Source organism: Photobacterium phosphoreum (genome assembly GCF_002954725.1).
In the GTDB taxonomy this organism is placed as follows: Bacteria; Pseudomonadota; Gammaproteobacteria; order Enterobacterales; family Vibrionaceae; genus Photobacterium; species Photobacterium phosphoreum.
In genome coordinates, this window is the sequence record NZ_MSCQ01000001.1 from 431,276 (window position 1) to 453,668 (window position 22,393).

At 41.2% G+C, this 22,393-nt stretch carries 24 protein-coding genes; 17 read left to right on the plus strand and 7 right to left on the minus strand.

What is annotated here, in order from left to right; genetic code table 11:
- Positions 1-16 precede the first annotated feature (16 nt).
- Genes BTO21_RS01860 through BTO21_RS01880 form a run of 5 tightly spaced genes read left to right on the plus strand, consistent with a single transcriptional unit; the run spans position 17 to position 3,733 of the window.
- Entirely contained in the window at positions 17-1,195 is a 1,179-nt protein-coding gene (locus BTO21_RS01860; RefSeq protein ID WP_045027010.1) for a protein-glutamate methylesterase/protein-glutamine glutaminase, read from the plus strand.
- Between the two features lie 10 nt (positions 1,196-1,205).
- A complete protein-coding gene (locus BTO21_RS01865) occupies positions 1,206-1,982 on the plus strand; it encodes a ParA family protein (protein ID WP_065192980.1) in 777 nt (258 codons plus the stop codon).
- The gene (locus tag BTO21_RS01870; RefSeq protein ID WP_105026672.1) at positions 1,975-2,784 is read left to right on the plus strand and encodes a chemotaxis protein CheW; all 810 of its coding nucleotides are present in this window, start codon (positions 1,975-1,977) and stop codon (positions 2,782-2,784) included. The genes BTO21_RS01865 and BTO21_RS01870 overlap by 8 nt, the downstream gene beginning before the upstream one ends.
- Before the next feature lie 20 nt (positions 2,785-2,804).
- Positions 2,805-3,299, plus strand: a complete 495-nt coding sequence (locus BTO21_RS01875) for a chemotaxis protein CheW (RefSeq protein WP_045027013.1) — start codon at positions 2,805-2,807, stop codon at positions 3,297-3,299.
- Positions 3,299-3,733, plus strand: coding sequence for a DUF2802 domain-containing protein (locus BTO21_RS01880; RefSeq protein ID WP_045027014.1), 435 nt, complete (start codon positions 3,299-3,301; stop codon positions 3,731-3,733). Before BTO21_RS01875 ends, BTO21_RS01880 begins: the two co-directional genes overlap by 1 nt.
- Before the next feature lie 28 nt (positions 3,734-3,761).
- On the opposite strand, the gene BTO21_RS01885 is transcribed toward BTO21_RS01880, so the two are convergent.
- Positions 3,762-4,073, minus strand: coding sequence for an EscU/YscU/HrcU family type III secretion system export apparatus switch protein (locus BTO21_RS01885; protein WP_045027015.1), 312 nt, complete (start codon positions 4,071-4,073; stop codon positions 3,762-3,764).
- Positions 4,074-4,090: 17 nt separating this feature from the next.
- Entirely contained in the window at positions 4,091-4,945 is an 855-nt protein-coding gene (locus BTO21_RS01890) for a hypothetical protein (RefSeq protein WP_045027016.1), read from the minus strand.
- A 114-nt stretch (positions 4,946-5,059) separates the two neighbouring features.
- On the opposite strand from BTO21_RS01890, the gene ccmA reads away from it, so the two are divergent.
- The 10 genes from ccmA to BTO21_RS01940 all read left to right on the plus strand — a co-directional run bounded on the left by ccmA (position 5,060) and on the right by BTO21_RS01940 (position 13,167).
- Entirely contained in the window at positions 5,060-5,710 is a 651-nt protein-coding gene (ccmA, locus tag BTO21_RS01895; RefSeq protein WP_045027017.1) for a cytochrome c biogenesis heme-transporting ATPase CcmA, read from the plus strand.
- A gap of 5 nt (positions 5,711-5,715) precedes the next feature.
- Positions 5,716-6,384, plus strand: a complete 669-nt coding sequence (gene ccmB, locus BTO21_RS01900) for a heme exporter protein CcmB (RefSeq protein WP_045027019.1) — start codon at positions 5,716-5,718, stop codon at positions 6,382-6,384.
- Positions 6,385-6,502: 118 nt separating this feature from the next.
- On the plus strand, positions 6,503-7,234 hold the full coding sequence (locus BTO21_RS01905; protein ID WP_045027020.1) for a heme ABC transporter permease: 732 nt from the start codon (positions 6,503-6,505) through the stop codon (positions 7,232-7,234).
- A 7-nt stretch (positions 7,235-7,241) separates the two neighbouring features.
- Entirely contained in the window at positions 7,242-7,448 is a 207-nt protein-coding gene (ccmD, locus tag BTO21_RS01910; RefSeq protein WP_045027146.1) for a heme exporter protein CcmD, read from the plus strand.
- Positions 7,445-7,924, plus strand: a complete 480-nt coding sequence (gene ccmE, locus BTO21_RS01915) for a cytochrome c maturation protein CcmE (protein ID WP_045027022.1) — start codon at positions 7,445-7,447, stop codon at positions 7,922-7,924. Before ccmD ends, ccmE begins: the two co-directional genes overlap by 4 nt.
- A 3-nt stretch (positions 7,925-7,927) precedes the next feature.
- Positions 7,928-9,919 (plus strand): heme lyase CcmF/NrfE family subunit, encoded by a 1,992-nt coding sequence (locus BTO21_RS01920; protein ID WP_045027024.1) that lies wholly within the window; start codon positions 7,928-7,930, stop codon positions 9,917-9,919.
- Positions 9,912-10,493 carry a DsbE family thiol:disulfide interchange protein gene (locus BTO21_RS01925; RefSeq protein ID WP_045027026.1) on the plus strand — a complete coding sequence of 194 codons (582 nt, stop codon included), beginning with the start codon at positions 9,912-9,914 and terminating at the stop codon, positions 10,491-10,493. Before BTO21_RS01920 ends, BTO21_RS01925 begins: the two co-directional genes overlap by 8 nt.
- Positions 10,490-11,005 (plus strand): cytochrome c-type biogenesis protein, encoded by a 516-nt coding sequence (locus BTO21_RS01930; RefSeq protein WP_045027028.1) that lies wholly within the window; start codon positions 10,490-10,492, stop codon positions 11,003-11,005. The genes BTO21_RS01925 and BTO21_RS01930 overlap by 4 nt, the downstream gene beginning before the upstream one ends.
- Positions 11,002-12,291, plus strand: coding sequence for a c-type cytochrome biogenesis protein CcmI (ccmI, locus tag BTO21_RS01935; RefSeq protein ID WP_045027029.1), 1,290 nt, complete (start codon positions 11,002-11,004; stop codon positions 12,289-12,291). Before BTO21_RS01930 ends, ccmI begins: the two co-directional genes overlap by 4 nt.
- A 72-nt stretch (positions 12,292-12,363) precedes the next feature.
- The gene (locus tag BTO21_RS01940) at positions 12,364-13,167 is read left to right on the plus strand and encodes an MlaA family lipoprotein (RefSeq protein ID WP_045027031.1); all 804 of its coding nucleotides are present in this window, start codon (positions 12,364-12,366) and stop codon (positions 13,165-13,167) included.
- A gap of 233 nt (positions 13,168-13,400) precedes the next feature.
- Here BTO21_RS01940 and BTO21_RS01945 read toward each other — a convergent pair whose 3' ends face one another.
- From BTO21_RS01945 to BTO21_RS01960, 4 genes are all read right to left on the minus strand, one after another.
- Positions 13,401-14,660: an outer membrane protein transport protein gene (locus BTO21_RS01945; protein ID WP_045027148.1), complete on the minus strand. Its 1,260-nt coding sequence runs from the start codon at positions 14,658-14,660 to the stop codon at positions 13,401-13,403.
- Between the two features lie 360 nt (positions 14,661-15,020).
- A complete protein-coding gene (locus BTO21_RS01950; RefSeq protein WP_045027033.1) occupies positions 15,021-16,247 on the minus strand; it encodes an outer membrane protein transport protein in 1,227 nt (408 codons plus the stop codon).
- Positions 16,248-16,523: 276 nt separating this feature from the next.
- On the minus strand, positions 16,524-17,258 hold the full coding sequence (locus tag BTO21_RS01955; RefSeq protein ID WP_045027034.1) for a DUF3379 family protein: 735 nt from the start codon (positions 17,256-17,258) through the stop codon (positions 16,524-16,526).
- Entirely contained in the window at positions 17,251-17,814 is a 564-nt protein-coding gene (locus BTO21_RS01960; protein WP_045027036.1) for a sigma-70 family RNA polymerase sigma factor, read from the minus strand. Before BTO21_RS01960 ends, BTO21_RS01955 begins: the two co-directional genes overlap by 8 nt.
- 611 nt (positions 17,815-18,425) lie before the next feature.
- On the opposite strand from BTO21_RS01960, the gene fadI reads away from it, so the two are divergent.
- Positions 18,426-19,736 carry an acetyl-CoA C-acyltransferase FadI gene (gene fadI / locus BTO21_RS01965; protein WP_105026673.1) on the plus strand — a complete coding sequence of 437 codons (1,311 nt, stop codon included), beginning with the start codon at positions 18,426-18,428 and terminating at the stop codon, positions 19,734-19,736.
- Positions 19,736-21,838, plus strand: a complete 2,103-nt coding sequence (fadJ, locus tag BTO21_RS01970; protein ID WP_045027038.1) for a fatty acid oxidation complex subunit alpha FadJ — start codon at positions 19,736-19,738, stop codon at positions 21,836-21,838. The genes fadI and fadJ overlap by 1 nt, the downstream gene beginning before the upstream one ends.
- An 88-nt stretch (positions 21,839-21,926) precedes the next feature.
- Here the strand turns inward: fadJ and BTO21_RS19945 are convergent, their stop codons facing one another.
- Positions 21,927-22,208, minus strand: coding sequence for a hypothetical protein (locus BTO21_RS19945; protein ID WP_128973063.1), 282 nt, complete (start codon positions 22,206-22,208; stop codon positions 21,927-21,929).
- Between the last annotated feature and the right edge of the window lie 185 nt (positions 22,209-22,393).

Here is a 22,393-nt window from a genome sequence, read left to right on the forward strand (position 1 = left end):
AAAGGAATAACAACAAATGGCAATAAAGGTGTTAGTGGTTGACGATTCAAGTTTCTTTCGTCGTCGAATGAGTGAAATTATTAATGCTGATCCTCGATTAACGGTTGTCGGTAATGCCACAAATGGTAAAGAAGCGTGTGAACTGGTTAAAGTGTTACAACCTGATGTCATTACCATGGATATTGAAATGCCAGTGATGGATGGTATTACCGCCGTTCGTGAAATCATGAAAATTGCCCCAACACCTATTTTGATGTTTTCTTCTTTAACGCAAGCGGGCGCAAAAGCGACCTTAGATGCATTAGATGCTGGCGCTTTAGATTTCTTGCCGAAAAAATTTGAAGACATTGCCCGTAACCGTGATGAAGCGGTCGATTTATTGCAAAAACGGGTAGCTGAACTGGCAGGTAAACGCTTTTATTTACGGCGAAATAATGGTGCATCATCGGCGATAAAACCAGTATCTACCCCCTCTGTTCGTGCTACTGTCGCGATGATGCCGAATGTGGCGACGACAACGAACACACGAATATCAACGGGTGCTACAAGTACGAGCCGCGCTGTTACTGGGGCCGTAATTACGCCTAAAATACCATTACGTTTTAAAGCATCAGGTAAAAAATATCAGTTGGTGGCAATTGGAACTTCAACCGGTGGGCCTGTTGCTTTACAACAAATCCTGACTCAATTGCCCGCTAATTTTCCTTCTCCGATTCTATTAGTTCAGCATATGCCAATGTCATTTACTCCTGCATTTGCCGTACGATTAAATAATTTGTGTCGTATTGAAGTAAAAGAAGCTCAAGATGGCGATATACTACGTGCGGGTGTGGCTTATTTAGCACCAGGTGGGCAGCAGATGATGGTTGATGGGCGAGCACCAAATGCACGACTGCGTATTATCGACAGTGGCGAACGGATGAATTATAAACCTTGTGTTGATGTAACGTTTGGCTCTGCGGCTAAAGTGTTTAATGATCGAGTGCTATCTATAGTGCTGACCGGTATGGGCGCTGATGGTCGTGATGGTGCGCGGATGTTAAAAGCCAATGGTTCTACCGTGTGGGCTCAAGATGAAGAGAGCTGTGTTGTCTATGGTATGCCACAAGCGGTTGCTAAAGCAGGCATTTCTAGTCATGATCTTCCCCTCGACCGTATTGCGGAATGTATTTTAATTGAATTGGGTTTGTCGTGAGGAGTTAACGGTGGTTGTTTGGAGTATTGCAAACCAAAAGGGTGGAGTAGGGAAAACGACCACTACCATAGCATTAGCAGGATTATTAAGTGAACAAAACCAACGGGTATTAGTGGTTGATACTGATCCCCATGGTTCATTAACAACCTATTTAAATTTTGATGCAGATTACGTGCCTGCTAGCTTATTTGATTTATTTCAATTGCCAGAAATTGATCGTGACGGTGTTAGGAAATTAATACTAAGTACCACATTTAACAATATTGATATTATTCCTGCTCATATGTCATTAGCGACCTTAGATCGTTCGATGGGTAACCGCAGTGGTATGGGATTAGTGTTAAAAAAAGCCTTACACAGTGTTGCGGCTGATTATGACTACGTACTTATTGATTGCCCGCCCATTCTAGGGGTAATGATGGTTAATGCCTTGGCGGCCAGTGATCGTATATTAATTCCAGTACAAACAGAGTTTTTAGCCATGAAAGGCTTAGAACGGATGTTGCGCACATTGCAGATTATGCAGCGTTCAAAACCAACGGAATTTGATGTCACTATTATTCCGACTATGTATGACAAGCGTACGCGCGCATCATTACAGACACTGCAAGATTTAAAAACCCGCTATCCTGATCAAGTATGGACATCAGCGATTCCGATTGATACTAAATTTCGAGATGCCAGTATTAAACATATGCCGCCATCGTTGTATGCTCATAATTGTCGTGGTGTTTTTGCTTACAAGACCTTACTGAGCCATTTAACAAGGTTGGCGCACAATGAATAAAAAGCCGTTAACCAGCGAACAAGCATTGGATGATTATTTTGGTGATTTGTTGTTAGACACTGAGCCTCAACCTATGCCAGTGATTAAGCCTACTGCGTTTTGTGAACCATCATCGTCACAACAATTACAGCAATTATTGGCTCAAGTACCAGTACAACTTGACGTTGACTCTCACACTGTGACGGTTATTGATGCAGAACCAGAACCAGAACCAGAACCAGAACCAGAACCAGAACCAGAACCGGAACCAGAACCAGAACCAGAACCAGAACCAGAACCAGAACCAGAACCAGAACCAGAACCAGAACCGGAACCAGAACCAGAACTTGTCGTATGGCAACATCACGGACAGCAACACCCATTTCAAGCGTTATTTTTTGAAGTGAATGGCATGGTGTTCGCGGTGGCATTAACAGAAATAGGCACTATTTATCAACTGGGAGAACTGAACCATATTGTTGGTCGTCCCGACTGGTATTTAGGGCTCGCACCATTAGCTCAACAGAATGTCGATGTGGTTGATACTGCACGTTGGGTTATGGCAGATAAATTAACCAACCATCGTTATCGTGATAATTACCGTTATATGGTGATGTTAGGTAACAGTCAGTGGGGGTTAGCGTGCGATACCTTACACGGTACTCAAACCTTGATAACCACCGATATTCGCTGGCGACAACAAGCAGGTAAGCGGCCGTGGTTGGCGGGAATGGTAAAACAAAAGATGTGTGCACTGATCCATGTTGATGCATTAATTCAAATGTTGAATAAAGGCTTAGATGTTAATAGTGGCACGAGTTGAGGCATTAAAGAGGAAATAATATGTCGCAAGTAAATATAACGGAAATACAAAAAGATAGCGTTAACGATCAGGTATTACAGTGGGTTACCTTTCAATTAGAAAATGAAACCTACGGCATTAATGTTATGCAGGTACGCGAAGTTTTACGCTATTCAGACATAGCACCAGTACCGGGTGCGCCTGATTACGTGATTGGTATTATTAATTTACGTGGCAATGTTGTTACCGTTATTGATACTCGTGCCCGTTTTGGTTTGCAGCATGGTGAGATTTCAGATAGCACACGGATTGTGATCATTGAAGCAGAAACGCAAGTGATCGGTATTTTAGTCGATAGTGTGGCTGAAGTGGTTTATCTGCGTAACTCTGAAATTGATAGCACCCCGTGTGTTGGTACTGAAGAAAGTGGCAAGTTTATTCAAGGTGTCAGTAACCATGATGATCAATTATTGATTTTAGTTGATTTAAATAAACTCTTGTCTGACGACGAATGGGATGAGATGGCGTATTTGTAATGGATATTATCCTTCAACAATGGTTACCTGTTGCGATCTCTATCATTATTGCATTCACTGCCGCAGTGCTTATTGGTCGTGAGCGTCGAGCACGACAAGCATTAGAAATGAAATTTGCAGCGATTGAAACCGTCTTAAAAAACTCACGTTTGCAGCATGAAAGCTTAACTAAACAATTGAATGAACTGCGTACTGGTAGCTTGGGTATGAGTGATAAGTTAGTTGATTTGATTGAGCAGATTGAACGGGTTGAAATTCGTCAAAATGAAATAGCGATGAATGATTCTGGGGGGCGGTTATACAGTCGTGCCAGTAAAATGGTTGAGCTGGGGGCGGATGTTAACGAATTAATGAAAGAATGCGATTTGCCGAAAGCCGAAGCTGAATTATTACTGAGTTTACAAAAAAGTATGCCGCAACATTATCGCCGTTAGTGGGGATAACGATATCAATCTATTAGATCTATGCAGTAATATCAATCTTTTCAAACCCTTCCCATCCTGGAGGGGTTTTGCCGTTTAGATACCATGAAAATGCAATTAATTCGGCAATAATAAGATACAGTTCTTCAGGAATATGATCACCGAGCTCAAAGCTATTAAGGTATTGGGCTAATACTGGATCTTGATGAATTAACCCGCCTTGTTGTTTTACTTGCTCAATAATGTGCTGCGCTAATTTATCGTAACTTTTAGCGGCAATATAAGGGCTTTGCTCACCATCATAGCGTAGCGCAATTGCTTGTTGCGCGTTTGAGGTTGATTTGCTTGTCATATTAATCCCTTTTGTTATTACACCTTTATTGATAGTCCCGCTGATGCTGGTGGGCTATTTTCTTGCTGGTGGGTGATTAGTTTATACTGTGGTGGAGTGCTAGTAATCCCTAATTGTTGTAACCGAGAAATTAAATGGGGCGTTACCCGTTCAATATGGTGCAGTAATTTTCGATTGGCACATTCAAAGTGAGTGCTTAACTGTTGCTGATGCCAACAAGCAATAATATTCATCCTGTCTATTGCACCAATAGGTAAACTCAATTTGACGGTCCATTTGTTATTGTTATCCTTATCTGTATTTGTTTTCTTTTGGTGCTGGTTGTTAATTTGTACTTGAACAGTCTGGCCGTTGTCTTGCACCCATTGCAAGTGGATGTTGTTATTATCGAGTGAACGGTGATTTTCTGGACCTCTTTGTTCACAGGCTAGGCGTAATAATGCGGTAAATTCTTGTTGTTGATCAGAATTAAGTAAGTTGAGCCATTGATTGAGTGGACTTGATGATTGTGATAACTGCAGCAATAACGTGGCTAATGTTTGATGGCCTGTATTGTGTTGCAACCAGTTAATCAATGCGGGTTGGTTATTAGGCAATAATAATTGATTAAACAGCTGTTGCAGTGGCGATGAAGCGGAATGTTGCGATTTAGCTGTACCTAAGTTTAACGGGATCAATAAAGTTGTAACTAATCGTTGCAAGCTATTCATAGATAATAATAATTGCGGCAGCTGAGAGATCAAATTTGATTGATTGTTAGCAATGATTGTTGGTGAGAGTGAATGAGAAGTATTGGGCGTTATGGTAATTCTTTCAATTGACGAAAGTTTTTCTATAAACGGTGGCAAATTTGGCAATAGTTTGGTTTGCATTTATTTCACATTTACTTACGTTAGTTAACGACTAAGAAGCTGAGCAGTTTAGCCAATTTGTTAGCCATTGTGGTACTATGCGGCTATTTTGTGGCACCTAGGATATAGCATTTTATGTTGTCAGTAGCAAATTTGAGCTGTGTTCGTGATGAACGCGTGTTATTTGATGAATTAAACTTCACGATTTCAAGTGGTGAGTTAGTTCAGATTGAAGGTCATAATGGGGCGGGTAAGACAACCTTATTACGGATTATTGCTGGGTTAGGGCTGCCTGATAGTGGCGAAGTGTTGTGGTGCAATGAAAATATTACGACGGCCCGTGAAGATTATCATCAATCATTATTATTTTTAGGTCATCAAACCGGCGTAAAGCGTGAGCTTACGGCCTTTGAGAACTTGGCTTTTTTTCAGGCAATGCATACCTGTGAGCAAGGCTCCGATCTCAAAGGAATACCTAAAGTAAGTGGTGATGATGCGTTGTGGCAAGCATTAGCACATGTAGGTTTAGCTGGGCGTGAAGATATTAGCGCTGGACAGTTATCTGCCGGTCAGCAGCGTCGTGTTGCATTGGCGCGTTTATGGTTAAGTAATCATAAATTATGGGTGCTAGATGAGCCGTTAACCGCGATAGATAAGCAAGGTGTAAAGGTACTTGAAGCGCTGTTTTTATCCCATGCAGAGCGAGGGGGAATGGTGTTATTGACCACTCACCAAGATATGTTTGTTGACAGTGATCGGTTACGAAAAATTAAGTTAGGGCAATAATAACAATGCTTAATACCCTTATTCAAATTATTCGTCGTGAGTTATTAATCGCTTATCGTCGACAAGCGGATATTTTTAATCCGCTATGGTTTTTTATTATTGTTATTACGCTGTTCCCATTAGGGATTGGACCTGAGCCAAATTTATTAGCGCGTATAGCGCCCGGTATTATTTGGGTAGCAGCGTTATTAGCGGCATTGTTATCGATGGAGCGTTTGTTCCGTGATGATTATCTTGATGGCTCATTAGAACAAATGTTGTTAATGCCGACCCCGTTATCGGTGGCTGCATTTGCCAAAATGATCGCGCACTGGTTGCTAACCGGATTACCGTTGATTCTAATTAGTCCGCTACTGGCGATTCTATTGTCATTAAATTGGCATACTTGGATCGCAGTGTTATTAACGTTATTGATCGGCACGCCAACATTAAGCTTTTTAGGCGCGATAGGCATGGCGTTAACGGTTGGATTACGAAAAGGTGGGGTTTTATTGAGCTTGCTCATACTGCCTTTATATATACCTGTGCTTATATTTGCGACCTCTGCGATTGAGGCGGCAAGTTTAGGTATGGCTTATGATGGCCAATTAGCCATTATGGGCGCGATGTTAGTTGGATCGTTGACCTTAGCGCCGTTTGCCGTAGCGGCATCACTAAGGATCAGTGTTAATTAACGGCTGAATTTTTTCTTTGACGTTGGCCTTGATTTAAATGGTTTAACAGTGAAGAAAGCGGGAGTAATTATTTTGCTCTCAGTGATGTATTTATTATTTATTATAAGTTGAGAGCATTATGTGGAAGTGGTTACATCCCTACGCTAAAGCAGAAAACACCTACCGATTATGCGGTAAGTTGTTGCCTTGGTTTTCTATTATCGCTTTGATTTCCATTTTGGTGGGATCGGTTTGGGGACTGTTATTTGTGCCCGCAGATTACCAACAAGGCGATAGTTTTAGAATCATCTATATTCACGTACCTGCGGCAATTTGGTCGATGAGTATTTATGTGACTATGGCTATTTCTTCTTTTATAGGCCTTGTATGGCAGATTCGAATGTCAGATATGGCAGCGTCTGCAATGGCACCTATTGGCGCAGTGTTTACTTTTATTGCCTTAATCACTGGCGCTATCTGGGGTAAACCAATGTGGGGCGCTTGGTGGGTTTGGGATGCTCGCTTAACCTCTGAATTGATTCTATTATTCTTATACCTTGGTGTTATTGCATTATATAACGCATTTGATGATCATAAAACAGCAGCCAAAGCTGCGGGTATTTTATCAATTGTCGGCGTGATTAATATTCCGATTATTCATTACTCTGTTGAATGGTGGAATACCTTACACCAAGGTGCAACAATTTCTAAATTTGGTAAGCCATCAATGTCTGACACTATGTTATGGCCATTGCTGGTGATGCTACTTGGTTTTGGTTGTTTCTTTGCTGCTGTCACTTTGGTGCGGTTACGCAATGAAATTCTATTACGTGAGAGCCATCGCCCTTGGGTACAGAAGTTGGTGAAGTGAAATGGTTATGTATTTTGATTCTATAAATGATTTTTTTGCGATGGGCGGTTATGCAGGCTACGTTTGGAGTGCCTATGCTATTTCTTTTCTATCGATGTTATGGATTTTATTTTCGAGCTTAACAACGAAACGCCGTTTGTTACGCGAGATAAAAAATAGAATGGCGCGTGAACAGCGCATTAAAGAAGCTAAAACATTGGAGAACACGCTATGACCCCAAGACGTCAAAAACGTTTAGTGATTGTACTGGCGTTAGTGCTTGGACTTGGTGCAACGGTTGGTTTAATACTGTATGCGTTAAACCAAAATATGAACTTATTTTATACGCCTTCAGAGTTAATTAATGGCAAGCCTGATGGTACAAAACCGACCGTTGGTCAACGGTTGCGTATTGGTGGCATGGTGGTGAAAGGTTCGGTTGAACGTGATCCTAAATCATTACGAATTAGTTTTAAAGTGGCAGATATTGGTCCATCAGTTACAGTAATTTATGATGGTATCTTGCCGGATCTGTTCCGTGAAGGCCAAGGCATTGTGGCGCAGGGTGTATTAATTAACCCAACGACAGTTAAAGCCAGTGAAGTGCTTGCAAAGCATGATGAAAACTATATGCCACCAGAAGTGGCAGATGCAATGAAGATAAACCATAAACGACTTCAGTACACTGAAGAACAACTACAAGGTAAGTGATCAATGATCCCTGAATTAGGCCTATTTGCTCTTATAGCCGCACTTGCGCTATCAGTGCTGGCCAGTATTTATCCATTGTATGGTGCCACTGTTGGTAACCAAGCAATGATGCGTATGGCACGGCCACTGTCATACGGAATATTTGGCATGCTTGCTGTGTCGTTTGGTATTTTAAGCTGGTCGTTCTATAGCAATGATTTTACGGTAGCGTATGTTGCCAGTAACTCAACCAGTTTACTGCCATGGTATTACCGTTTAACCGCAGTATGGGGCGGGCATGAAGGTTCATTGATGCTATGGGTACTTATCCAAGCGGGTTGGGCAGCAGCTGTTGCACGATTTAGCCGTGGTATGCCGATAGAAGCTGTGGCGCGTGTACTTTCTGTTATGGGTATGATTGCAGTGGGTTTCTTACTGTTTATCGTCGTGACATCGAATCCATTTTTACGCACATTACCTGCTTTCCCAGTACAAGGTCGTGACTTAAACCCATTGCTACAAGATCCGGGTTTGATTGTTCACCCGCCTATGTTGTACATGGGTTATGTTGGTTTCTCTGTCGCATTCTCATTTGCTATTGCATCACTAATGACAGGTCGTTTAGATACGGCTTGGGCACGTTGGTCACGTCCGTGGACAATCGCTGCATGGTCATTTTTAACATTAGGCATCGCACTAGGTTCATGGTGGGCTTACTACGAACTTGGCTGGGGTGGCTGGTGGTTCTGGGATCCAGTCGAAAACGCATCATTAATGCCTTGGCTTGCGGGTACAGCATTAATGCACTCACTATCAGTAACTGAAAAACGCGGTACATTTAAAGCGTGGACAGTATTGCTGGCGATTTCTGCATTCTCATTAAGCTTATTAGGTACATTCTTAGTACGTTCTGGCGTATTGGTTTCTGTGCATGCGTTTGCATCTGATCCATCGCGCGGTATGTTTATTCTGGGCTTCTTAGTAGTGGTTATTGGTGGTTCATTACTGCTGTATGCCCTACGTGGTGGTCAAATCCGTTCTCGTGGTAACTATGCCTTGTTCTCACGTGAAAACTTCCTACTAGCCAATAACCTATTATTAGTTTCAGCGTTATTAGTGGTATTAATTGGTACATTGTTACCGTTAGTCCATAAGCAATTAGGATTAGGTTCTGTTTCTATTGGTGAACCGTTCTTTAATACCTTGTTTACATGGTTAATGGTGCCGTTCTCATTCTTAATGGGTATCGGTCCACTAGTACGTTGGAAGCGTGATAACTTTGCTTCGATTGCTAAACCAATGTTGTGGTGTGGATTATTTACCGTACCGTTCTCATTCCTCGTTATTTACTTAACAGCCAGTGTTGTTGAGCCATTAGCGGTTGTGGGTGTGATGATGGCGGTGTGGATCATTGTGATGCACTTGGTTGAAATCTACCGTCGTGCGACTCACCGTCATCCTTTCCTTGAAGGTTTAGGAAAACTTGGACGTAGCCATTGGGCGATGATGTTAGGTCACCTTGGCTTAGCTATTGCCATTATTGGTATGACGTTAGTATCAAATTACGGTGTTGAGCGTGATTTACGTATGTCACCTGGACAATCTATTAACGTGAAAGGCTATGATTTCCATTTTGCCGGTTTACGTGATGCTGATGGTCCTAACTATGACGGCTATGTGGCTGATTTTGAAATTAGTCGTAATGGTATCGATATTACAACCCTACATGCTGAAAAGCGTTACTATACCGTTGCCGGGTCTATGATGACCGAAGCAGCCATTGATAGCGGCTTTACCCGTGACTTATATGTTGCGATGGGTGAGCGTTTAGGCAATGACGGTGCATGGGCTGTTCGTATGTACTACAAGCCATTTGTTAATTGGATGTGGATGGGTGCGTTCTTAATGGCGCTTGGTGGTGCTTTTGCTATTAGTGATAAGCGTTATCGATTCCGTAAGCCGGCTAATATTGCTGCGAATGACAAGAAATCGGAGGCGAAGCTAACTAATGAATAAAAAGTTATTATTTATTCCTTTAGTGCTGTTTTTGGCGTTAGTTGTGATGTTTATGGTTCAGCTAAGCCGAAATGCCGCGGGTGATGATCCGACTAAACTTGAATCGGTATTAGTAGGTCGGCCTGTTCCTGCCTTTAAGCTGGAAGATTTGTTTGAGCCCGGTAAAGAATATCAGCAAACGATTTTCAAAGGTCAGCCGCTGTTATTGAATGTTTGGGCGACGTGGTGTCCAACCTGTCAAGCAGAGCACCAATATTTAAATGTCCTTGCAGGTCAAGGGGTGAAGATCATTGGTTTAAACTACAAAGATCAGCGTCCTAAAGCAATTCGATGGCTCAAAGAGTTGGGCAATCCTTACATGATTTCGTTGTTTGATGGCAATGGTATGTTAGGGATGGATCTTGGCGTTTATGGCGCCCCTGAAACTTTCTTAATTGACGCTAATGGCATTATTCGTTATCGCCATGTGGGTGATGTTAATCCAGAAAATTGGAACAAGACCCTTGAGCCTCTCTATAAGAAATTACTAGCAGAGGCTAGCGTTAACAAGCAAGCGGAGGCAAAAGCACAATGAAACGCTTCTTTGCTTTAATGTTTGCACTTGGACTGACTTTTTCAATGGTTGCGCCTGCATTGGCTGCGATTGATGTGTACGATTTTAAAAATCCAGCACAAGAGAAAGAATTTCAAGAGCTAACCGAGACTTTACGTTGTCCTAAATGTCAAAATAACAGCATCGCCGATTCTAATGCAACGTTAGCAGAAGATATGCGTCTGAAAAGCTACGAGCTGTTAAAAGAAGGCAAAACCAAGCAGCAAGTCATTGATTATATGATTGCGCGTTACGGTAATTTCGTAACGTATGATCCTGCAGTGACGGCATCAACAGTGATCTTATGGGCGGGTCCTATTGGCTTTATTGTTATTGGTTTTTCTGTCTTGGTTTACCGTTCACGTAAAAAAAGTGAGCTAACCAAAGATGAGCCACTTGATGATGTTGAGGCAGAACGTTTACAGGGGTTGTTGGCTGAAATGGCGCAGCAAGATACTGAAGCTACCAATAATCAGACAAAGGTAAATAAATGACGCTGTTTTGGATTTTAACCGCGGTCTTGGTTTTAATTGCGATCGCCATCTTTGTAATTCCGATGTATATCGGTAAAGAGCATGACGATGCGGCAAGCCGAGATGAGCTTAATAAAGCCTTCTTTAAAGATCGTATTCATGAGCTTGAAGAAGAATCCCAAGAAGGTTTAGTCGATAGCCAGCAAGATATGGTCGCTGACTTACAACAAACATTATTGGATGACTTGCCTGTTACTCAAAAGAAACAAGCAACACATGTTAGCCCTGCAATGGTTGTACCAGGTCTGATTTTGATTGTGGGTATTTGTTACGGTGTTTATGGCGCAGTCGGCAGCAGTGCTAAAGTAGAAGCATGGCATCAAGCTGTGAATCGCTTACCTGAACTGACTCAGCGATTAATGGGTGATAATGCGGCTAACGAACCACTGTCTGATCAAGATATGTCGGATCTAACGCTAGCATTGCGGACTAAATTGCACAAAGACGGCGATGATCCTATGGGATGGTTACTGTTAGGTCGAATTGCTATTGCTAATCGTGATGGTGCTACGGCTGAAATGGCAATGAGACGTGCTTATGATCTTAATCCGGTAGATACTGATATCCGCTTGGGTTATGCACAAACATTGATGCTAAGTGGCAAACCGGGTCAAAGTGAATTAGCGCGTCAGCTTTTACGCCAAGTGATTAAGAGCGACCACACCAATGTTCAGGCATTGTCGCTATTAGCATTTGATGCTTTTGAGCAGAAAAACTATCAGCAAGCGGTTGATTATTGGACAATGATGAAAACACTTATCGGTCCTAATGATTCTCGCACACCAATGCTAACCCGCAGTATCGAGCGTGCCCAGATGCGTATCGATGATGGTGATGGTTCAAAGGTTGCACCTGATCCAACCGCCATTGATGAAGCAACACCACAGTCTAAAACACAAAATGCCGATACAGCTAAGCAAGTTACTGCTACTATAGCGTTAGGTAAAAACGTTGTGTTGCCAAAGCAGGGTAATATTATTATTTCTGTGCATGATGCCGATGGTTCACCAATGCCAATCGCAGCGGTGAAATTACCATTGTCGACTAAATTTCCATTAACGATCACGTTAACGAATAAAGACAGCATGATCCCACAGCGCCAGCTATCATCTCTATCAGAGATGATCATTAAAGCGCGTGTGGATAGTGATGGTAATGTGATGACCAAACAAGGTGATTGGTACGGTCAAAGTAGCCAAACGCCTTTGGGTGGAGAGACAGCGTTTGTCATTAATAAGCAATATTAATTAATTTATTGCTAAAGTGAATAAAACAGGCTGAATTCTCATATTCAGCCTGTTTTTTATTAGGTGTATGTTTTGAACAGAAAGCTCTTACTGATAATTTTTTTAAGTGTCGGCCTTATTGGTTGTGCTCAATCACCCGATGAAGCCACTGAGAAAGCGGTATCCACCAATGTTGTCGATCATATTGATGGTGATAACGCGACTACGAATGCTGTTTATGATCCGTTCGAGGGTTTTAACCGTGCGATGTGGAATTTGAATTTTAATTATTTAGATCCGTATGTTGCTCGTCCAGTATCTCTGGCTTATGTGAACTATACGCCTTCATTTGCACGTACAGGTATTGCAAACTTTTTATCAAATCTCGATGAGCCAGCGGGAATGGTGAATAGTCTCCTCACCTTACATGGCAAAGATGCGTTAACCCATTTTAACCGCTTTTGGATTAATACTGTTTTTGGTTTAGCGGGTTTAATTGATATTGCATCAGCAGCTGATATCACCAAAGTACAAGATCGAGATTTTGGTGACACATTAGGCTATTACGGTGTTGGTAATGGTCCGTATTTAATGTTACCTGTTTATGGTCCGATTACTTTCCGTGGCTTTACTGATTCAGTCGATGACTTATATCTGCCATTGAGTTTATTAAACTTCTGGGAAGGATTAGGGAAGTGGATCTTTGAAGGTATGGCAGATCGTGCTGCATTAGTGAATCAAGAAGCGATGCTGAATAATTCACCTGATCCGTATCTATTTACGCGTGATGCTTATATTCAATATAAGAACTTTACTGCCAGTGACGGTAAAGTCAGCGATCAACCAGCAGCTGAAACATTTGATAATAGCTATTTAGATGAAATTGATAGTGATTAATTTTATTTATTAATTATACGCTATAAAAAGACCGCCATAATCGGTAATGCCGTTCACTTAAGGATATTTTGTTTGTTTTATATACAAATCAAAAAGTCTCAGATAGCAAAGAACCTAGCTATAGCTAGGTTCTCTAATTATCAAAAGCCTTTATCTATAAGGATTTCAGGCTTAAGTGAACGGCATTAGCCATAATCGGCGGTCTTTTTGTGTGTAGCTAATCGCGGATCAGATTAGAAACGGTAACTTGCCTGTACACCTGCTAACCAAATGTGACCGGATGTTTGGCCATTAAATTTACCTAAAATAGGTAAATCTTTTTCTTGCTCAAGCATTTTAGCTTCTTTTGCTAAAATATAGGTAAAGCCAGCATCTAAAGTTAGATTTTCAGACCAAGCATATCCAGCGCCAACACTTAACCATGTACGGTCGGTTTCAGGAATAGTTTGGGTACGGTTTGCTTCATCAACTGCTGAAGTGTCATAGGCAATACCAGAGCGCAGAACTAACTTATTAGTTGCTTGGTAAGTGGTACCAACGGCAAAGCGGTAGTTATCTTTCCAGTATTCGTTTTTAATATGCTTGTTACCGCCAAGCTGTGGAATATTGGCTTCTAGTTTTTCAAAGGTGCTCCAATCGGTCCAGTTAACACTAGCATGTACAGCCCACTGATCATTTAACTGGTGGAAACTAGCAATTTCAGCAGATGCTGGTAACTCAAGTGGTAATGTACCCGCATAGCTACCGCCTTTTAGACCATCAAACGCAATCCCATTAGCATGACCTTCAAGGTTTAATTTAACCGCTGATTGATAACTGATACCGATACGGTTATTAGGGTTGATTTGCCATGCAGTGCCCGCCTGCCATCCCCAAGCGTTATCTTCACCTTCCATGTATTTAAGGTGTTGACCTTTTTTGATCATACCAGGGATTGTTATTGGGCTTGCAGCACCAAAATGACCACTTGCCATTACATAACGAACACCCGCACCTATGCTTAATTGGTCATTAATTTTGTAACCAAGATTAGGATTGATCTCAACTGTATGGACGTCGGCTTGGTTACCAAACATTGCTGCTTTGAAGTCAGTACCAAGGTCAGTGCGCATACCAAAGTGAGTACCAAAGGCAATACCAATAGTAGCTTTATCCGTTAATGGACGAGAGAAATAAAAATTGGGAATAACAGCACTATTCGCAAAATCAGAGGTATTAGCTTGACCAAAAATTGAATGTTTACCCTCAATATCAATATTAGGATCAACATAAATCGCACCAGCAGAGACTTGAATGCCTTTTAAATAGGTTAGCATCGCAGGGTTACGGAATTGGGCGCTGGCGTTATCTGCCATTGCGGCTTCACCTGCAAAAGCACGTCCGAGACCTGTTGCTGAATATTCAGCTAATTGAAAACCTGCCGCGGCAGCATGACTACTAATACCCATAGCAGTAGTGATAGCTAACGCTAAAGTGATGTTATTTTTATTCATATTAGAAAAAAGCTTATTGTTTACAGGAATAATGCTGCAAATCATAACCGCAGCAATAATTTGCGTTAAAAGCTATCTTATAAAATGGTATGAATAAATGCTTTATACTGCATTTGTTTGAAATGGTAGTTTTTTATCGGGTATAGTTTGTCCACTAATGAGTGGGAATTAATATTTGAGCGTACACTTGTACGAGAAATGATGTTAAGAAAAGGTTTTATTTTTATAGGATATTTTAATATATATCTTATTTTTATCGCGGTTAGCTTATAAAAAAGAGTACTTTCTGTTTATTGAGTCCATAAAAAAAGAAGCCATGACGGCTTCTTTTTTAGAATCAGTTATTGTTGTACGCTCAAATTAGAATGAACGGCTGTACTGAAGACCATATAGCCATGCATTAGCACGAGTAGTTGCAGAAACGGATGTACTTACGTTTGGTAGTAATGGTTGAGTTTCATTTACATTAATATCTGCACCAATAAGGTAAGTTAAACCAAAGTCGATAGTCGATTTACTATCAATATGGTAACTAAAGCCGCCTGATAACCAATTACGGTCCGAATCAGGAACAGAAATAGATGTTAACTTACCTTGAGCACTGGTGTCGTGCATGTAACCCGCACGTAATGTCCAATCGTTGTTGAGGTAATAAGTACCACCGACTGAATAGTGCCAGCTGTTTTGCCATTGGTAATCTTTAGAAAAGTTACCGCCTGTAGTACTTAATTGATCAAATGCGCTCCATTCAATCCATTGGACGCTGTAATGAACGGCAAATTTATCGTTAAGCTTATTAAAGCCAGAGAACTCAACCATTGATGGTAATGGTATTTCTAGTTTTTCATTGCTCAGGTTTTGACCTTTGTAATGAATATCACCTTTGGCCTTTATTGTTGGGCTGTAGCGGTAGGATAAACCAAAGCGGTTATTTTGATTGTACTCATAAATGGTACCAAGGTTATAACCTAGTGCAATTCCATCAGCATCAATATTAAGGGCTTGTGCATTACCACGTTGTAATTTACCACTACCATAAATAATGTCTAAACCACCACCGACGCTAAAGTGTTGGTTGATGCGGTAAGCGGCACTTAAGCCTAAATTAACACTTTTAACGTCTGTTAAGCCGCCAAAAAGGTCAGCTTTATAGCCTTTTTTAAATTCAGTTTTAGTGCCGAAGTTTGAATACAGCGACGCACCTACAGAAAATTTATCATTGATAGGTTGAATGTAGTAGATGTTTGGTGCGTAACTGGTGCCACCAATGGATGCGTCAGCAATAGCCGTTGATGGCAGTGTGTGTTTACCAACGGTCAAAGATGTTTGAGTATTTTTGACATGCACATCAGTATCGATAGCAATAACACCTAATGATAACGCTGGGGCGTCAAACAGTGCCATTGAAGCGGCGTTCTTTGCCATAGTTGATGCGTTATCAGCAATAACACCATCACCTGAGAATGCACGACCTAAGCCTGTGGCTGATTGTGCATTAAGTTGGAAACCCGCAGCCATTGTTTGTGACGATGCTAAGGCGATAGCAACAGTAATAACTGAGCGTGTAAATATCTGCTTCTTGTTCATGCTTTTATGATTCCTGATCATGTTTTTATATTTATTAGTCCAGTCTATATATGACTGATTGGCGATGATTGTAGGGGGGGAAGGGGCACGATCAAAGCTGACCAGTAGTTTAGGCAGTTAAAAATACTTTCTAGCGAACAGTTGAGTTCATTTGGTATCATTTTACGCTTGTTTCTTGCAGTTTTCGCGACAATTAGCAGGATAAAAAGCAGTAAAAAATCGATACTTAAAGGTTAGTATCGATTTTTTAGTGGTAGCTAGAGCGGGTTTATGGGGTTAGATCTCCCAATAGAGTTCAGATTTGAGTTTTTCGGCGATAGGCATTAGCTTTTCACCTTTATCACCAACAATAATTAAGCTGGCATCTTGCAGGGGTAATAATAAACTTTGATTAATATGGTCGCTATCTGTCGCCATTTGTGAACTTGTTTGCGGCACAATAAATACGGCCATTTTACCTTTATCAGTACCCACAATCATATGCAATGCTCGATTACCATCAAAGCCACAATAATTGAGATAATAAATATGACCTGGTAGCTGGTTCATACTGGTACCAAAAGGTTTTAGTTTGGCATTAACTTGTTGTAACGTAACAGCTTCATCAGTATGCTCAACAAATTGGGATTCAGCGCTAACGTGTTGTAAAGCAATGGTAGACATTGACGCTGGCGTAAACACTTGTTGCTGTGGTTGTTGTGGATAAAAGTCGTGTTGGCCGACCATGACACCGACAAAAAACATTACCGATGCGGCTAACCCGTAAGAGACATAACGTTTATAGGGCGAGTGATTTTTGGGTTGTGCCTGACTCGATTGATGAAATAGAATCCGATCGGCAAGATTATCTGGAATATCTACATTGAGCGCTTGTTTTAATTGCTGATCTAATTGTTGTAGTTCATTGGAGAAATGACGATTAGTGGTGGACTGATTTTTCGTTTTAATCAGCTCTGGGTCATTATCATTTGGATCAGCCAGTAAACGGCGACGAAATTCTAGATCATCCATGATGATTCCCCTTTTGAGTCGGTTTTTTTTCAAGTTGTTCTTTTAGTTGGTTACGGGCACGAAAAAGTCGCGTCATTACCGTATTGCGGTTGAGGTTCAATATTCCCGCTATTTCATCACCATTAAACCCCGCCATAACTTGTAGAATTAAAGGCTCTCGATATTCGGGCGCGAGCTTCATGATTAATCGATGCAGTAAATATTGTTCGGTGTCCATTTCGACACTGGGCTTAGTATCTGCAATATGGTGATCATCAATATCGACTAAGTCAAATTGCTTACGTTCAAATCTACGCGCATTTTCTCGGCGTAGAATGGTAATTAGCCATGCTTTTGCCGCGTTATCATCTTGTAGGCTATCCAGTGATTTCCATGCGCGTAGGCAAGTTTCTTGCACTAAGTCTTCGGCAATATGGGGATCATGGCAAAGCCAATAAGCGTAGCGATATAAATCTTGATGCCACGCACGAACTAGAGCTTCGTAACGTTTTTGTTTATCCATATTTAAACAGACCGTGGCAGAAGACTTTTTGTTTCTAAAAATATTTTTTATCATTGATGTGCCTGTATAGCGTTATTGCACCAATAAATGATGCCACCAAATAACTTTTTGAAGGATGTCTTCGGTTTTTTATCTTTTTGAGAGTATAAACCGCAATAAAATTGATCTGGTTCAAATTCTGTATTTAATGGTGGGTTATAGTTGCTCCGTCATCTGATGGCACGGCTATGGTTAAGTTGAATAACTTAATAATAGTTAACCCCGTCTGTTGAGCAAGATGACAACTTCCTTTTGAAGGCTGACTTTACTTTCTCCTATCAGGGTTTTCCTGATTTGCAATTGGCTTTATGTTAATTGATTATTTTATTGCGCTGATTGATTATCTTCTGCGTGAATTCAAACCATACCTACGGGTGTGGTTTTTTTTTGTTTCAATATTGAGCTGCTATTCTTCCTCTAAATTATCCATTTTTTTTGTTAATAGTACACGGGGATAGCATTGATTATTCTTATACTATAACGACTATTAATGTCGAGACCTTTTACTTTAAAACCCATTTATCCACTAAAGTTAAACAAATGTTTTATTTTAATAACTTTATAGTTACAATTATGTGGTCTGACCTCGATGTGGAGGTTAATTATAATTGTGACAAGGAGTTGCGATGACGGGTCTTCAAAATATCACCACACGTAATGGTGAACGTATTGCCATTGTTAGCGGTCTACGAACGCCATTTGCACGTCAATCAACCGCATTTGATGGTTTATCGGCCCTTGATTTAGGGAAGCTAACCATTAATGAAATGATCCAAACCGCTGACTTTGATCCGCAGTTAATTGAACAAGTTGTGTTTGGGCAGGTTGTACAAATGCCTGAAGCCCCGAATATTGCGCGTGAAATTGTACTGGGTACGGGGATGAATGTTCACACTGATGCATATAGTGTGACCCGCGCTTGTGCAACTAGCTTTCAAGCAGCCGTTAATGTCACTGAAAGCATAATGGCTGGTACGATTGATATTGGTATTGCTGGCGGCGCTGATTCAACCTCGATGCTTCCGATTGGGGTCAGTAAAAAAATGGCGGCAATATTATTAGCATTAAGTAAAACCAAAACCATGCCAGCAAGGTTGAAATTACTCAGTACATTGAGCGTTAAAGATCTAATGCCTGTTCCTCCTGCGGTTGCTGAATATTCAACCGGGTTAAGCATGGGGCAAACGGCAGAACAAATGGCAAAAAGTCACGCCATTAGCCGAGAAGAACAAGATGCTTTTGCGCATCGTTCGCATACATTAGCGGCTCAAGCATGGCGTGATGGTTTTCTTAACCATGAAGTTATCACTGCATTTTCAGCACCTTATCAGCAATGGATCGATCACGATAATAATGTTCGTCAAGATTCAACACTGGCAGCCTACGCCAAATTACATCCTGCTTTTGATCGCCTGCATGGCAGTGTTACTGCCGCTAACTCAACGCCATTAACCGATGGCGCTGCGGCAATATTATTGATGCGAGAAGGGCGAGCGAAAGAGTTAGGCTTAACCCCTCTTGGGTATATTCGATCTTATGCGTTTGCCGCAATAGATGTTGCGGAAGATATGTTAATGGGGCCGGCGTATGCGAGTCCGTTAGCCCTTGAACGTGCAGGGCTGACCCTTGGTGATTTAACCTTAATTGATATGCATGAGGCTTTTGCGGCTCAAACCTTAGCTAACGTGAAAATGTTTGGTTCTAAACGGTTTGCAAAACAAAAACTGGGTCGTGAGCAGGCCATTGGTGACATTGATATGGATAAGTTTAACGTATTAGGCGGATCTATTGCTTATGGTCATCCTTTTGCAGCAACTGGCGCCAGAATGATCACTCAAACTTTGCATGAATTGCAGCGTCGTGGCGGTGGTTTTGCATTGAATACGGCGTGTGCAGCAGGTGGCCTGGGTGTGGCGATGATTTTGGAGGCAGAATAATGACACAATCAGCATTTAGTTTATCTTATGGTGATAATGGTATTGGTTGGCTTAAAATTGATGTCGCCAATGAAAAAATGAATACCTTACAAGCGGCTTTTGCTGATCAAGTTGGTGCTGTTTTAGCAGAGTTGAGTACCCATACTGCTCTTAAAGGATTAGTCGTCTATTCTGGTAAATCTGATAATTTTATTGCGGGTGCTGATATTCGTATGCTCGCAAATTGTGAAACCGCTGCTGATGCAGAAGCATTAGCAATTAAAGGCCAACAATTATTTGCCGCACTTGAAGATTTACCTATTCATGTTGTTGCTGCTATTCATGGGCCGTGTTTAGGCGGTGGTTTAGAGCTGGCTTTAGCATGCCATAGTCGAATTTGTACCGATGATGATATTACTCGTCTTGGTTTACCTGAAGTGCAATTAGGTTTACTACCAGGTTCTGGTGGCACACAACGTTTACCACGCTTGATTGGTGTCGCACATAGTTTGGAATTGATGCTAACGGGTAAACAAGTCCGTGCAAAACAAGCGTTAAAAAAAGGGCTAGTTGATCAAGTTGTACCGTTAAGTATTTTATTACAAGTGGCTGAACAAGTGGCATTAACTGCCAAACCGATTCGTACTCATTCGTTTCAAGATTGGGCGATGGCCGGTAATGCATTTGGTCGCAGTGTGGTGTTTGATCAAGCGGCTAAAAAAGCCCAACAAAAAGCGCGCGGTTGTTATCCTGCCATCGATGCGATTTTAGATACGGTAAAATATGGCTTAGAAAAAGGCATCGAATCAGGACTTGAGCAAGAAGCAAAAGTGTTTGGTGATCTTGTGATGACAGCAGAATCACGCGCATTACGTAATATTTTCTTTGCAACTACCGCGATGAAAAAAGAGATCGGGGCTGATGCAGAACCTAAGACGATTAAGCGTATAGCCGTACTGGGTGGTGGGTTAATGGGCGGTGGTATTGCGCATGTGTCGGCAATTAAAGCCGGTTATGCCGTCCGCATTAAAGATATTACTAATGATGGTATTCAACATGCGCTCGCATATAACTACGCTATTTTAAATCAGCAACGCCAGCGACGTATTATTCGAAAGCCACAATTACAACAGCAGATGTTACGCATTACAGGTGGGATTGATTATCGGGGTATAACTCATGCTGATGTGGTGATTGAAGCCGTATTTGAAGATCTTGCGCTTAAACAACAAATGGTTCAAGAAATTGAAGCAAATACCTCGAAAGAGACGATTTTTGCAACCAATACATCTTCTATTCCTATCCACCACATTGCTGCTAATGCGCTGCGCCCACAAAATATTATTGGTTTACATTATTTTAGTCCCGTTGAAAAAATGCCATTAGTGGAAGTGATTCCTCATGCAGCAACATCAGCGACGACCATTGCAACCGTGGTCGCTTTAGCGAAAAAACAGGGTAAAACGCCAATAGTGGTTGCCGATAAAGCCGGTTTTTATGTCAACCGTATTTTAGCCCCTTATATGAATGAAGCGGCGCAGCTGTTATTAGCCGGAGAGCCGATTGAGCATATTGATAATGCATTGCTCAATTTTGGTTTCCCTGTTGGTCCGATTACATTACTCGATGAAGTTGGGGTGGATATTGGCGCGAAGATTAGCCCAATTTTAGAAGCTGAGTTCGGTGAGCGTTTTGCAACCTCTGAGATATTTGAATGGTTACAGCAAGATGGACGTCAAGGGCGTAAAAGTGGTAAAGGCTTCTATTTATATGACACCAAAAATAAAGAAGTCGATAAATCGGTTTATACCTTGTTGGGGGTTGAACCTCAGCAACACTTGGCTGAAATAGATATTGCTGTCCGCTGTAGTCTGATGATGCTTAATGAAGCGGCGCGTTGTTTGGATGAAGGCGTGATTCAATCAGCGCGTGATGGTGATATTGGCGCAATATTTGGTATCGGTTTTCCACCGTTCTTAGGTGGGCCATTTAGTTATATGGATCACTTAGGTATCGATTTAGTGGTTGATATGCTGCGCCAATATAGTGATCTTTATGGTGAACGTTTTGCGCCTTGTGATGCTTTGGTTGAGATGGCACAAACAGAACAGACGTTTTATTAGTAACTGATCATTATCCATTACAATCAGCCTGCTTTGATGCAGGCTTATTTTTGTGTTGATCATAGAGAATAGAATGAGTTTGCGAGTATTAGTGAGTACAACGTGTTAAACGAAAATAAGATTCAAAAAATCTACTGCGGCACAGACGATAGCCGACTGTCGCGATCACTAATGCGATAAAAGCATTCACATGACCTACTAATATCAGTAGCAATGCACTTAATGCAATAAAACAAAAGGCATAGAGAAAAATATCAATTTGGCTATGGGATAATGTGGCAGCACAATGCGGGCAAACAAAATTATCGTCGTATGCACTTAGCTTTGGCGCCTGAATTTCAACTTGGCAATGTGGACATTGTTGAGTCACGTGAATCCTCTTTTAATCTATTCGTTATTATCGTAGGTATTTCTATCTATGATTAATTAGTGATAGTAATAGCGATATATTCGAAATGAAGATTATGCTTATGAGGACGTTAACTTGGCTACTGAAATATTATGAAAGCTGTTTTTATCATAATAAAAATATTTTAATGTTAGTTGTTAAAATAA

Coding starts and splice junctions, on each gene's coding strand:
- BTO21_RS01960 (WP_045027036.1), bottom strand. CDS start 17,814: ATGATAAAAAATATTTTTAGAAACAAAAAGTCTTCTGCCACGGTCTGT.
- ccmB (WP_045027019.1), top strand. CDS start 5,716: ATGCTTAATACCCTTATTCAAATTATTCGTCGTGAGTTATTAATCGCT.
- ccmE (WP_045027022.1), top strand. CDS start 7,445: ATGACCCCAAGACGTCAAAAACGTTTAGTGATTGTACTGGCGTTAGTG.
- ccmI (WP_045027029.1), top strand. CDS start 11,002: ATGACGCTGTTTTGGATTTTAACCGCGGTCTTGGTTTTAATTGCGATC.
- BTO21_RS01955 (WP_045027034.1), bottom strand. CDS start 17,258: ATGGATGATCTAGAATTTCGTCGCCGTTTACTGGCTGATCCAAATGAT.
- BTO21_RS01880 (WP_045027014.1), top strand. CDS start 3,299: ATGGATATTATCCTTCAACAATGGTTACCTGTTGCGATCTCTATCATT.
- BTO21_RS01905 (WP_045027020.1), top strand. CDS start 6,503: ATGTGGAAGTGGTTACATCCCTACGCTAAAGCAGAAAACACCTACCGA.
- ccmD (WP_045027146.1), top strand. CDS start 7,242: ATGTATTTTGATTCTATAAATGATTTTTTTGCGATGGGCGGTTATGCA.
- BTO21_RS01885 (WP_045027015.1), bottom strand. CDS start 4,073: ATGACAAGCAAATCAACCTCAAACGCGCAACAAGCAATTGCGCTACGC.
- BTO21_RS01890 (WP_045027016.1), bottom strand. CDS start 4,945: ATGCAAACCAAACTATTGCCAAATTTGCCACCGTTTATAGAAAAACTT.
- BTO21_RS01930 (WP_045027028.1), top strand. CDS start 10,490: ATGAAACGCTTCTTTGCTTTAATGTTTGCACTTGGACTGACTTTTTCA.
- fadJ (WP_045027038.1), top strand. CDS start 19,736: ATGACACAATCAGCATTTAGTTTATCTTATGGTGATAATGGTATTGGT.
- ccmA (WP_045027017.1), top strand. CDS start 5,060: ATGTTGTCAGTAGCAAATTTGAGCTGTGTTCGTGATGAACGCGTGTTA.
- fadI (WP_105026673.1), top strand. CDS start 18,426: ATGACGGGTCTTCAAAATATCACCACACGTAATGGTGAACGTATTGCC.
- BTO21_RS01920 (WP_045027024.1), top strand. CDS start 7,928: ATGATCCCTGAATTAGGCCTATTTGCTCTTATAGCCGCACTTGCGCTA.
- BTO21_RS01950 (WP_045027033.1), bottom strand. CDS start 16,247: ATGAACAAGAAGCAGATATTTACACGCTCAGTTATTACTGTTGCTATC.
- BTO21_RS01945 (WP_045027148.1), bottom strand. CDS start 14,660: ATGAATAAAAATAACATCACTTTAGCGTTAGCTATCACTACTGCTATG.
- BTO21_RS01860 (WP_045027010.1), top strand. CDS start 17: ATGGCAATAAAGGTGTTAGTGGTTGACGATTCAAGTTTCTTTCGTCGT.
- BTO21_RS01875 (WP_045027013.1), top strand. CDS start 2,805: ATGTCGCAAGTAAATATAACGGAAATACAAAAAGATAGCGTTAACGAT.
- BTO21_RS01925 (WP_045027026.1), top strand. CDS start 9,912: ATGAATAAAAAGTTATTATTTATTCCTTTAGTGCTGTTTTTGGCGTTA.
- BTO21_RS01870 (WP_105026672.1), top strand. CDS start 1,975: ATGAATAAAAAGCCGTTAACCAGCGAACAAGCATTGGATGATTATTTT.